The organism is Hyphomonas sp., from assembly GCF_016125515.1.
Lineage (GTDB): Bacteria > Pseudomonadota > Alphaproteobacteria > Caulobacterales > Hyphomonadaceae > Hyphomonas.
In genome coordinates this window covers 50,233-62,073 of sequence record NZ_WGLO01000019.1, presented here as the reverse complement: position 1 = coordinate 62,073, position 11,841 = coordinate 50,233, and the positions used below count along the sequence as shown (strand labels likewise).

General features: G+C 63.2%; 11 protein-coding genes. 4 read left to right on the top strand and 7 right to left on the bottom strand.

Annotation, left to right across the window (positions count from 1 at the left end; genetic code table 11):
• Positions 1–29: 29 nt before the first annotated feature.
• Positions 30–461: an MAPEG family protein gene (locus tag GC148_RS13950; RefSeq protein WP_291071633.1), complete on the bottom strand. Its 432-nt coding sequence runs from the start codon at positions 459–461 to the stop codon at positions 30–32.
• Positions 462–495: 34 nt separating this feature from the next.
• Positions 496–1,788 carry a hypothetical protein gene (locus tag GC148_RS13945; RefSeq protein ID WP_291071631.1) on the bottom strand — a complete coding sequence of 431 codons (1,293 nt, stop codon included), beginning with the start codon at positions 1,786–1,788 and terminating at the stop codon, positions 496–498.
• Between the two features lie 111 nt (positions 1,789–1,899).
• Here GC148_RS13945 and GC148_RS13940 point away from each other — a divergent pair, with 111 nt between their 5' ends.
• Both GC148_RS13940 and GC148_RS13935 read left to right on the top strand, forming a co-directional pair.
• The gene (locus tag GC148_RS13940) at positions 1,900–2,499 is read left to right on the top strand and encodes a DUF1214 domain-containing protein (RefSeq protein WP_291071629.1); all 600 of its coding nucleotides are present in this window, start codon (positions 1,900–1,902) and stop codon (positions 2,497–2,499) included.
• Positions 2,499–3,032 carry a DUF1254 domain-containing protein gene (locus tag GC148_RS13935; protein WP_291071627.1) on the top strand — a complete coding sequence of 178 codons (534 nt, stop codon included), beginning with the start codon at positions 2,499–2,501 and terminating at the stop codon, positions 3,030–3,032. Before GC148_RS13940 ends, GC148_RS13935 begins: the two co-directional genes overlap by 1 nt.
• A gap of 2 nt (positions 3,033–3,034) precedes the next feature.
• On the opposite strand, the gene ispG is transcribed toward GC148_RS13935, so the two are convergent.
• From ispG to GC148_RS13915, 4 genes are all read right to left on the bottom strand, one after another.
• On the bottom strand, positions 3,035–4,168 hold the full coding sequence (ispG, locus tag GC148_RS13930; RefSeq protein WP_291071625.1) for a flavodoxin-dependent (E)-4-hydroxy-3-methylbut-2-enyl-diphosphate synthase: 1,134 nt from the start codon (positions 4,166–4,168) through the stop codon (positions 3,035–3,037).
• Positions 4,169–4,255: 87 nt separating this feature from the next.
• The gene (locus tag GC148_RS13925) at positions 4,256–5,146 is read right to left on the bottom strand and encodes a helix-turn-helix domain-containing protein (protein WP_291071623.1); all 891 of its coding nucleotides are present in this window, start codon (positions 5,144–5,146) and stop codon (positions 4,256–4,258) included.
• A gap of 193 nt (positions 5,147–5,339) precedes the next feature.
• The gene (gene ptsP, locus GC148_RS13920; RefSeq protein WP_291071621.1) at positions 5,340–7,610 is read right to left on the bottom strand and encodes a phosphoenolpyruvate--protein phosphotransferase; all 2,271 of its coding nucleotides are present in this window, start codon (positions 7,608–7,610) and stop codon (positions 5,340–5,342) included.
• A 23-nt stretch (positions 7,611–7,633) separates the two neighbouring features.
• Positions 7,634–8,881 carry an aspartate kinase gene (locus GC148_RS13915; RefSeq protein ID WP_291071619.1) on the bottom strand — a complete coding sequence of 416 codons (1,248 nt, stop codon included), beginning with the start codon at positions 8,879–8,881 and terminating at the stop codon, positions 7,634–7,636.
• Positions 8,882–8,975: 94 nt separating this feature from the next.
• On the opposite strand from GC148_RS13915, the gene ubiG reads away from it, so the two are divergent.
• Positions 8,976–9,752: a bifunctional 2-polyprenyl-6-hydroxyphenol methylase/3-demethylubiquinol 3-O-methyltransferase UbiG gene (gene ubiG, locus GC148_RS13910; protein WP_366063965.1), complete on the top strand. Its 777-nt coding sequence runs from the start codon at positions 8,976–8,978 to the stop codon at positions 9,750–9,752.
• A complete protein-coding gene (locus tag GC148_RS13905; protein WP_291071616.1) occupies positions 9,749–10,360 on the top strand; it encodes a DUF924 family protein in 612 nt (203 codons plus the stop codon). The genes ubiG and GC148_RS13905 overlap by 4 nt, the downstream gene beginning before the upstream one ends.
• Here GC148_RS13905 and GC148_RS13900 read toward each other — a convergent pair.
• Positions 10,357–11,730, bottom strand: coding sequence for an MFS transporter (locus tag GC148_RS13900; RefSeq protein WP_291071615.1), 1,374 nt, complete (start codon positions 11,728–11,730; stop codon positions 10,357–10,359). The two genes, GC148_RS13905 and GC148_RS13900, sit on opposite strands and share 4 nt — an antisense overlap.
• Between the last annotated feature and the right edge of the window lie 111 nt (positions 11,731–11,841).

Below are 11,841 nucleotides of genomic sequence, written 5' to 3'. Positions count from 1 at the left end.
TTAATCCGGTTTCACACTGGTTGGAAGCCTTAGCCGGCGAAGACGCGCAGCGCCTCGCGTCCGGCCAGGAAGAACAGGCAGAATGTGCCGGCCGTAAAGACGAGGAAACGCAGCAGCACCTTGCCGATCACGATCTGCACGAACGAGTGCACCACCCGCAGGGCGACATAGATCCAGGCAACCAGGGTCGCGGTCGAATCGGCCCCGCCGGTCAATGCCATGAAGAACATCAGGGCGTAGAAGATCGTCGGCTGCTCGTGCAGATGGTTGTAGTTGTCGGCCGCCGACCGGACGTGCGCCGGCAGCTTGTCGCCATACGTCCCGGGGTGGCGGGCGTCATCCGGGTTGATCCCGGCTTTCGAAAAGGCTGGCAACCGCAGCGCATACATCCAGATCCACATCACGCAGGTCCACAGGACCAGCGCCAGGACAGGCTTCAGGAATTCGATTTCGACGGACATGGTTCAGCCTCCCAACTGATTGTTTCGGGAAGGTCTATCCGGGTGCCGCTACTGTTGGCAACTCGGCTGGCGGTGACGCTGCGGAAGGTGTGGGGCGTGCTTTCAGGAAAGCGATGAACGCCTCGATGTCCTCATCGACGATGCTGTGGCCGCCCGGGCGCAGCCACCAGACGATGCCGTCTGCAGAATCGAAGGTCCGCATGCTGTCCTGTTCGAGCCCGGGCGTTCCATCAACCTCCCACATCGCACTTGCGGCCTTCGCGGCCCTGAAACTCGAATTCGGATCCGACCACACATCCCGTCGGCCATTGCCGAGGAACAGCCGGCGCGGCGCAATGAGCGCCAGCAGCAGGTGCTGGTCAAACGGCAGCAGGTACGGATTGGCCGCATACTTGCCAGCATCCGGCGCCAGCCAGTGCGGGTAGCTTTTCGCCATGCGCGCCAGTGTTTCACCGGTCTGCGAACGCGACAGCGCTGAGCCTGCAAATCCTGATTGATGCGCTACCACGGCCTCGATACGCGGATCCCAGATGGTGGCGAGCAGCGCGGCCTTGCCATGCCGGGAATGTCCCATCACGGACGTCTGGTGGATATCGACCCGCGGATCATGCTCGAAGGCATCGATGACCGCGGAATATGCGTACGCCCAGGCCATGAGCGCGCTCGTGGGGTTCACTTCCGCGCCAAGTCCGGCGAGCGCCTTCGGGGCCAGCGCCTCGCTGTCAGGGATGAAGTCGCCCGCATGAAAACTGGCATAGACGAGGCCCGCATCGAAGAAGCGATCAACCGGCGCCTCGGAGATGTATTCGCCGAACATATGGGTCACCAGGAAGGTGACCATCGGACCGTTGTCGCCCGCCGTACACGGATCACCGTCTTGGCTGGTCACAGCCTCGCCCGGAAAAGTGGCGCAGTTCGAGCTGAAGGTCTGGCTGATGACCACCGGGTTGTGTGCGGCCGCTTTTGGAAATGCGGCCACCAGATGAAACAGGCGCGCACCCGGCCCCTGGCCGATCGTGATGTCCAGCTCCTCCAGCGTGCCCTTGCCGTCCAGATAGTCGGGATTGATCATCCGCCAGACGCCCGTGCTGACGGGCAGCCCGACCGGCCAGGGACCGTACAGCGTGTCTTCCAGCATCTGCATTGCCTCGGCGCGGCCATCGGGAGTCTGCAGGCGCGCAAAATCCAGAGGCGGCATCGGCGACGCCTTGTTCGCGGTCTCCAGACTGGCATAATTCAGCCCGAGCATCGTACAGCTTGACGCGACCAGCAGGGTCAGAGCCGCCAGAAATGTCAGGCCCGCCCACCGCAATATTCGTAAGATCATAGTGCGCTCCGACCGATGCTCTGCGACGCCCTTGCTAGCAATATCCGCTGCCAGCGCCCAGCAGGTTTCAAGCCGGCTTGCGTCCGTGTCCCGTCACGATACCGTGTTCGAATGAAGATAGTCAGTGCTCTTGTTGGATTGATCCTCGGCGCCTTGGTGGGCCTCGGCAGCGCGCTGGCCGCTGCCGGAATCGTGGGCTCCAGCGTAAACCTCAGCGGCAATATCGATGTGAAGGACTGGGTCAGTGACTGGACCATCGGCTCCGCCGCCGCCAATCCCTGGACCCGCGCCCGCGTTGCCCGACACGGCCTTCTGGCGCTGACCAAAACCGAAGCCGTCTATTTCACCCGCAACACCGACGATGACGGCGATCGCCTCACCGACGCCTGCACCTACAAGGTCGTCGGCGGCGCCCTGCCCGCACAATGGTGGTCGGTCACACTTTACAATGACGAGAGCTATTTGCCTGACAATACCGACAATGCCCTGTCCTATGACCTGACTGACGCGGTCGCCGCCGGAGACCCGACCGCCTGGTCCTTCACCGTGTCGCCCATCCCAGCGGAGGGCGGCTGGGTCTCCAGCCGCGCGGCCGGTTCGTTCGACCTGACGCTGCGCCTCTACAAACCGGAAGCCGCCCTGATCGAAAACCCGATTGGCACGCTCAGCCCGCCCGGCATCGAGAAGATCAGCTGCGGGGAGGCTGGCTGATGCGTTTCCCGGTGATCGGCACAACGGGTTTTGTCGCCGGTTTGGTGGCCGTCCATTTTACAGTGCTGAATGCCCTGCCCGGCTATATCATGGGCAAGGCCCGCAGCCGTTTTCTCGACGCAGGCCTGCCGACCCATAGTTGGCAAATGAGCCCACGCGTCACTCCGCAAACCCAGACTATCGTGCGTCCGGCACCCGACCTCGCCTATGCCATCTGCTTGATCGACCTCAGCGGCGGATCGGTGACCCTGTCTGTTCCGACCTGGCCCGAATATGGCTCTCTATCCATCTTTGATGCGCATACGGACAATATCTATGCCGGTTCTCTGGACGCACGCCAGCCTGACGCGCCTGGCAAGCTGACCGTCGTGGTCGCCTTGACGGACCAGACCGTTACTGCCGCTGAAGGAGAAACGGTTGTGCGCGTGAAGGATCCCGAAGCGCTCGCCCTGGTCCGCCGCCTCGCGCCCAGCCAGGACCTCTATGACGCCGCAGCCGCGCTCGTTCCGATCAGCACCTGCGGGCCCGCCTGACCCTACTCCGCTGGCACCTGCTCGGCGTCGCGTTGGGCTTTCATCTTCGCGGCCTTCTCCTCGACCAGTTTCACGATGTGTTCGACCATATCAGCATTCGAAACATTGTGATCCGGCCGTCCGGCCACGAACATCTTGCCGCTTTCCTTGCCGCCGCCCGTGAATCCGAGATCGGTCAGCGCCGCTTCACCGGGACCGTTCACCACGCAGCCGATGATCGACAACGAGATCGGTTCGGAAATATGCGCGAGCCGCTTTTCAAGAATCTCAACAGTAGAGATTACGTCAAAGCCCTGACGTGCGCAGCTCGGGCACGCGACGATGTTGACGCCCCGGGTTCGCAGGCCGAGAGATTTCAGCATCTCGTAGCCGACTTTCACTTCTTCGACAGGATCGGCCGAGAGCGACACGCGGATCGTATCGCCGATGCCGGCCCAGAGCAGTGCGCCCATGCCGATAGAGGACTTCACCGTCCCCGTGCGCAGACCGCCCGCCTCGGTGATACCGAGGTGCAGTGGCGCATCGGTCGCCTCCGCCAGCAGCTGGTACGCTGCCACGGTGAGGAACATGTCCGAGGCTTTCACCGAGATCTTGTAATCGTGGAAGCCCAGATCATCTAGAATGCGCGCATGGTCCAGCGCGCTTTCCACCATCGCGTCCGGACACGGCTCCCCGTATTTCTCCAGCAAGTGCCGCTCCAGGCTGCCGCCATTGACGCCGATGCGCATCGAACAGCCATTGGCACGTGCGGCGGCGACGACTTCCTTCACGCGTGCATGCGATCCGATATTGCCGGGATTGATCCGCAGGCACGCTGCACCCGCTTCTGCCGCTTCGATCCCGCGCTTGTAGTGGAAATGGATGTCCGCCACGATCGGCACCGGGCTGGCCTTGCAGATGGCGCGCATGGCGGCGGTCGACTCTTCGGTCGGGCAAGAGACGCGCACGATATCGACGCCCGCTTCGGCCGCGCGCAGGATCTGCTGGATGGTCGCATCCGCATCCTCGGTCGGCGTATTGGTCATGGTCTGCACGGCGATCGGCGCATCACCGCCGACCAGCACGTTGCCCACACGGATCTGGCGGGACTTTCGGCGCTCGATATTGCGCCAGGGACGGATTGGATTGTGGCTCATGGGCTTATTCAGCGCCTTTTCGGGCTTCCTGTCAGCCCCTCATGTGGCGCTGCGCGCGCTGCAGGTAAAGGGTCTGGGGCGGGGCGACTACTGAGCCGCGTTGCCGTTAGCGGCAACCGGAGGCACTTCTGCAGCGGCCTGCGCAACCACTTCGGCGGCATGCACCAACTGATCATCCACGCTCACCGAGAACACCTGGGCGCCTTCGGGGCCAAGCGGGCCCACCGACAGGTCTCCCACGCGCCACTCGAAGGCACCGCCATTGCGGGCCGAAACGGTCCAACCGGCTTTCAGGCGCGGGAAATAGTTCTCGCCCTCTGCCATCGTGCGGCTGAGGAAGATGGTGCCATCCGATCCACGAATTTCCAGCCAGCCCTGACGGACCGCCACGATTTCCAGCGGCAGGTCGGTCGGCACCGCCGTGGCGGCATCGGTATCGGCGAATAGGCTGTCGCGGGCCCCGCTGACGGCCACAACCGTCGGCGAAACGACTTCTTCCGGGCCTTTGTTCATCAGGACCACTGCGGTCACCACGCCGGCAAGGAACACGACCAACGCGCCGCCAATCGCCGCGATCAGCGGCACATTGCTGGAATTCTTCTTGATCTGGCCGATTTTCGGCACTGGCGCCGAAGTCTTTACCTCGTCGACCGCGCCGCACTCGCGCGTGTAACGCTGGACGACATCCTGCTCGGGCAGGCCCAAGTACTTCGAATAGGCGATCAGGTAGGGCACGAGATAGCCCTTCGCGATGGTCTGCAGCTCCATCCGCTCGATCGCCATCAGGAAATTCTCGCGGATGCGCGAGATCCTGGCGATTTCGGCCAGATCGAGGCCCAGCGATTCGCGGACGCGGCGCAGCACCTGCCCCATGCGGAGCTCTTCGCCCTCATACTGTCCGGACCGGAAAATCTCGTCTGCGCGCTGGCGGCGCTCGTGCGCATCCAGCTGCCGGGCCGCCACGGGCGATATCGGCATCACGTTAGAACGGTTCGTTCCGTTATCTTCCACCCGATCTTCTTCTCCGGGTTTTGCTGTGTTTTCCGGCTCTGGCGATACGTTTTGTGCCATTGTCTACCAATCTCATTGACCAAATCAGCCACCAAATGAAATCGGGGCAAGATCCGGTCCAATACAACGTAGGGCCGTGTATCTGCTGCCGCAACACGCTTCAACTGTCAGCAGTGTCGATGCCATGCTCGGCCGCAAGTGCTAACACTTGGTTACGGAACGATCCGTTCGGTTTGTCCATCCGCTCGAAAAGACCCTTGCGGAACGCATTGAGGTCCACTTTCCGGAGCGCCTGTTTGACCGGGCCGATCGCCGAGGCCGCCATTGAGAGGCTGGTATAGCCGAGCGCCGCAAAACACAGCGCAACAGGGGGCGACGCTGTGGCCTCTCCGCAGACCGACAAGCGGATCTTGTGCGCCTTGCAGATCTCCGCGACCATTTTCAGGTACCGCAGCGCCGCGGGGTCAACGAGGTCATAGCGTTCGCTGACCGACGGGGTCATCCGGTCCGCAGCGAAGAAGAACTGTAGCAGATCGTTGGTGCCGACCGAGAGGAAATCGACCTCCGGGCCGAGGTCCTGCATCGCAAAGCCCAGCGCAGGGGTTTCCAGCATCACGCCGACTTCCAGCCTCGAGGGCTGCTTGCCGGTCTTTTTTGCGCTCCAGGCAATTTCTTCCATGAGCAGCGCTTTGGCCGCGCGGTACTCTTCCGGAATGGTCACCATCGGGAACATGACGGTCAGCGGGCGCTCGCCGGAGGCCCGCACCAGCGCCCTCAACTGCCGGCGAAACAGGCCCTTGTGATCGAGCGCGAAGCGGATCGACCGCCAGCCCAACGCCGGATTTTCTTCCCGCAACTGGCTCAGCGCCGGCAGGACCTTGTCACCGCCCAGATCCAGTGTGCGAAAGACCACCGGCCGGCCGGCCGCACGGTCCAGTACACGCTTGTAGAGCGATATCTGGTCTTCCAGGCGCGGCAGCGATTCCGACACGAGGAACTGGAATTCCGTGCGGAACAGGCCGACTCCGTCAGCGCCCGCCTGCTCGAGCATGTCGAGGTCCAGATCGAGGCCCGCATTGAGCATCAGCGATACGTCCGTGCCGTCCAGCGTGCGGGCGGGAAGGCCTTTCAGCTTGGCATATTCCGCCTGACGCTCCGAGCGAAGCGCGACCCGCGACCGGTAAGCGTCGTAGACGACATCGTCCGGCCGGATATGGACGCTGCCCTCTTCGGCATCGACAATGATGTAGTCGCCCTGTTCGATCCGGGTTGTCAGCCCCTCGATACCGCCGATGGCCGGAATGCCGAGCGCGCGCGCCACGATGGCGGCGTGCGAGGAGGCCGCAGCCTCCTCCATCAGCAGACCCTTGAGGCCCGCCTTGGCGTATTCCAGCAGTTCGGCGGGCCCGAGACGGCGCGCCACCAGCACGCTTTCGTCTCCGGTAATCAGCAGCTTGCCCTCTTCCCCGCCCAGCACGCGCAACAGCCGGTTGTCCAGGTCTTCCAGATCATGCAGCCGCTCGCGCAAGTAGGGGTCGCGGGCATGCTGCAGCTTGGCGCGGTGTTCGCGCCGGGCACGGTCGACCGACGCCTCAGCGGACAGGCCCGCCCGGATGCCTTCGTGCAACTTCTCCGCCCAGGACGTGTCGTATGCCAGCAGCCGGTAGGTCTCCATCACGTCGCGGGGGTCCTCCCCCAATGCGGCGCCGTCGATCAGCATCATCCGGTCGATCGCCGCCCGCAGGTCCACGAGACCCTGGTTCAGGCGCTCGGCTTCCTGGACCTGATCGGCAGCAAAGAACTTCGCCGGCGGCACGACAGGATCATGAAGTACGGCGCGACCGAACCCGAGGCCTTCGCAGAAGACCCGGCCTTTGAGGTTGCCGCCCCCCGCCCCACGCATGCGCCGATCAGGCGCGGATTGCGGCGACGGCGCCTCGTTCAGCGTGTGGACGATCTCGGCCAGAACCATGGAAATGGTCTGCAGCGTGTCGATTTCTTCCTCGCCATATGTGCGCTCGGTCTGGTTCTGTACGACCAGGACACCGGTCACGCCGCCGGTACGCAGGATCGGCACGCCGAGGAAGGCGTGGAACGGGTCTTCGCCCGTTTCCGGCCGGTAGGAGAAGGCCGGATGGCGCGGCGCATCCTCGATCGCAATCGGTTCGGCGGTGCGTGCCACGAAGCCGACAAGGCCTTCGTTCTCGGTCAAGCGGGTCTTGTTCACGGCTTCCGGCCTCAGGCCTTCGGTGGCGATCAGCAGCAAGGCGCCATCTGCCTCGCGCACGTAGATCGAGCACACATCCGCCACCATTGTCGTCGCGATCAGGCGCACCACATGGTCGAGCCGGGAACGCGTGTCTCCATCCTCCGCCATCACCTGGCGAAGGTTGTTCATGAGCACGCGGGTGGCCGGCATATTGTAAGGCATGATCTCCCGAACGGGATGGCTGATCACTCAGCGTCTAGACCGAAGGCCGTATGTAGGGCCCGGACGGCCAGTTCTGTATAGGGGGCGCCGATCAGAACGGAAATCTTGATCTCGGAAGTCGAGATGACATCGATGTTGATGCCTTTTTCCGACAGGGCAGTGAACATTTTCTCGGCAACGCCGGTATGGCTTTTCATGCCGACGCCGATGATCGAGATCTTCGACACGTCGCGCACGACTTCCAGCCGCTCGAAACCGACTTCGGCCTTGAGGTTTTCCAGCGTCTCGCGGGCAAACGGGCTGTCGCGCTCGGTACAAGTGAACACGAGGTTCGCCTTGGACGCCTCGCGCGAGCTCGCCTGAACGATCATGTCTACATTGACACCCGCTTTCGCCAGCGCCGAGAAGATCTTGGCCGACGAACCCGGCTTGTCCGGAACGCCGTAGAGCGTGACCTTTGCTTCGTCCCGCGAATAGGCGACGCCGCTGACAACCTGCTTTTCCACGATTTCTTCCTCTGCACAGACAAGCGTTCCGGGGGATTCCTCGCCGGGCTTCACGAAGCTCGACAGCACCCTGACCGGGACATTGTGGTTCATCGCCAGCTCGACCGAGCGCGTCTGCAGCACTTTCGCGCCGAGCGAGGCCATCTCGAGCATCTCTTCATACGAAATCTTGTCGATCCGGCGAGCCTTGGGCACCATGCGCGGGTCGGTCGTGTAGACGCCGTCCACATCAGTATAGATATCACAAACTTTCGCGCCGAGCGCGGCCGCCACGGCCACAGCGCTGGTGTCCGAACCGCCCCGGCCGAGCGTGGTCACCCGCTCATCGTCGGTCACGCCCTGGAAACCGGCCACGACGGCAATCTCCCCCGCATCCACCGAGTCCGGCAGCGAGGAATCGTCAAAGCCCATGATCCGCGCGCGGCCATGGCTGTTGTCGGTCTTGAGCCGCAGCTGCCAGCCGAGCCAGGAACGGGCCTTCAGGCCCCGGCGGCGCAAGGCCAGCGCCAGAAGGCCGGCTGTGACCTGCTCGCCCGAGGCGACCACGACGTCGTACTCATCATCGTAAAGATGCCGGGCGAGGTCCTTGCCGGCCGCACCGTCCGCCAGGGCGACCAGCTTGTTGGTCTCGCCCGACATGGCCGAGACGATCACAGCCATGTGCTCGCCTTTGGCGGCGCGGGCCGCCACGATTTCCGCCACATTGGCAATGCGGTCCAGATCGCCGACCGATGTGCCGCCGAATTTCAGTACCGTGCGCGCCATTTCGCCCCAACCGACTACCTGCCCCGTCCGGGGCGTCCTATATTTCGCCCCTCTAGGGTAAAGTTCGGCGCGGATCAAACAGGATTGCTAAATGATGGCGAGAACAATTGACGCGTCTACCGACGTTCCGGTCACACCGAGCATCGATCCGGCCGAAGTGGCCAAATTTTCGGCCATGGCGGCCGACTGGTGGAACCCGAACGGCAAGTTCAAGCCCCTACACCGGTTCAATCCGGTGCGCCTGAAATTCCTTCGGGAAACCGCAGAAGCCCATTTCGGTCTCAAGCTCGGCCTGCGCGCCCCGCTGGAAGGCCTTCGCCTGCTCGATATCGGTTGCGGCGGCGGTCTGGTGTCCGAACCGATGGCCCGCCTTGGCGCCAAGGTGACGGGGGTCGACGCCTCCGAAGCCAATATCAAGACCGCCCTCACCCATGCCGTGGAACAAGGCCTGAGGATCGACTACCGCGCCGGCACAGCCGAAGGCCTGCTCGCCTCCGGCGAGCCGCCGTTCGACATTGTCCTGAACCTGGAAGTCGTCGAGCACGTTGCCGATCCGGCGCAGTTCCTGGCCGACACCGCCCGCTTGGTGAATCCCGGCGGGCTGATGGTCGTCGCCACGCTCAACAAGACGGCCAAGGCGCTCGCAACAGCGGTCATTGGCGCCGAGTACATTCTGGGCTGGCTACCGAGGGGCACGCATGACTGGTCGAAATTCCTCGACCCCGAAGATGTCCGCGCGCCGCTGTCCGGCGCGGGCCTGACGATCAAGGACACGGTCGGCGTCGTGTTCCAGCCCCTGTCCGGCCAATGGAGAATCGCCGGTGATACCAGCGTGAATTACATGGTCGTCGCGGCCCGGCCTGCGACATGACGGGACTGCCTGCCCCGCATGACATCATCGCCTTCTGGATCGGCGAAACCGCTTCCCGGCCGGAGGCGCTCAAGGCACAGAACAAGATCTGGTTCAGCGGCGGCCCCGAACTCGACAAGACGCTCAAGGAGCGGTTCCTGACGCTGCTCGAAATCCTGTCCGCCGGGCCGCTCGCTGCCGACTGGGCGGCGCGCGGGCCGCGCGGACGGCTTGCAGCCATCCTTGTGCTCGATCAGTTCAGCCGCAACATCTTTCGCGGCAATCCCCGCGCCTTCGCGCAGGACCAGCTGGCGCTTCATCTGTGCAAGGAGGGTTTGACCGCGCGTGAGGATCTGACCCTGTCCGAACCGGAACGCGTGTTCTTCTATCTGCCCCTCGAACATTCCGAAGATGCCGGCGATCAGGTCCGCGCGGTGGAATTGATGGCGGCGCTCCACTGTGATGCCCGCCCCGGCTACGAGGACTACACCCTCACCATCCTGGACTATGCGAAACGCCACCAGGACGTCATCCGCCAATTCGGTCGCTTCCCGCATCGCAACGCCGTCGTTGGCCGCGTCAGCACGCCGGAAGAACTCGACTGGCTTGCCGAAGGCGGCGGCTTCTAGTTCGACGCTTCCGTGATCACGATACGCGTCTCCAGCCGGCGCGCGGTGTCTTCCTGCACGGCCCGGGTCAGCGGATAGGTCCGCGCAAGCAGGCCGGCTGACAGGTAAAGCAGCGCAGGCAAGAACCCGAAAACCAGAACGAGCCCGAATATCGAAGCCTCCGAATTCTCCTCACGCGGATGGAATCCGGCGATCTGACCCACAATGAAATAACCGACACCGAAGGCCAGGCTGGAGCCGACCTTGTTAAAGCTGGTCAGCAGCGCATAGAAATTGCCGGCCCGGTTCTCGCCCGTCTCCGCCGCCTGCAGCTCGACCACATCGGCCGTCATCGCGCGTGAGAGAAAGATCGGCGCACTGAACGGGATACCGGCGACCAGCGACGCGGCCAGAAACACATTATAATTGGCAAACTGCGCAAGCGGTATAAAGGCCATGAATGATACGCCGGACCAGGTCACAGCCGCAAAAAAGGCGGTGCGTTTTTCGGTGCGCTTGGCCAGCCACAGCCAGAATGGCAGGGCGATGATTGCCATGACGAAGAACAGCATCAGCGCAAGACTCGTCTGCGCGTCGCTGGCGCCGAAAGCGAACTCGGCGACGAAGAGAAAGTTGGCCGCCGTCACCGAAATGGCCGTTGAAACCAGCAGCTCGATCGACAGGACCTTGTTGAAAACCGGATTGCGGATCGCGGCGATCAGCGGCTTGAACTCGAACTTCTCGACCTGTTTCGACTCGCCCTTGAGCGGTGGATCCGGGACGAAGAGGCAAGCCAGCCCGGCGGCGAGCGGCAAGGCGATGATCAGGATCCATCCCATCACCGCGACCTGCCCGAACCGGTCGGCCTTCACGCCGCCGATCTGGAGGATCAACGGCACCGCAAGCAGGAACAGCATCGCCGCGACCGAGATGATTTCGGGCCAGAGGAAAAGACGCGACCGGTCGTCATAGTCGCTCGCGATCGCCGGCACCCAGGATGACCGCGACGTCTGGAGCAAGGTGAAGCCGACATAGAAAATCAGCATCCAGAATATGAAATACCCCGGCCCTGCCCCTTGCGGCGGCATGTAGACGAAGAAGGTCGATATCCCCAGCACCGGCACAGCCAGCAGGATCCAGTGGCGCACCCGCCCGAGCGGGCTGCGGTACCGGTCCACCATGTACCCCATCACCGGGTCGGTTACGATGTCCCAGAACCGGAGCAGCATAAACAACAGGCCGGTCATCTCCAGCCCGAGGCCGACCTCGTTGGCATAAAGCGGCGCAAGGTACACGCCGACCGGCAGGCCGACGCCGGCAATCGGGATGCTCAGCGATGCAAAAGCCAGCACGCGTGGAAACGAAAGACGCTTCGAAGATGTTTGGGGCATGTGCGCCACACTGCCGCGCCTAAAGGTGACGGCCAAGTCATTTTTTATCGGATGATTGCTTGACGCAGCGCCCCCCCGGCGCAATCGATCCTGCAACAAAAAGAACGGGAG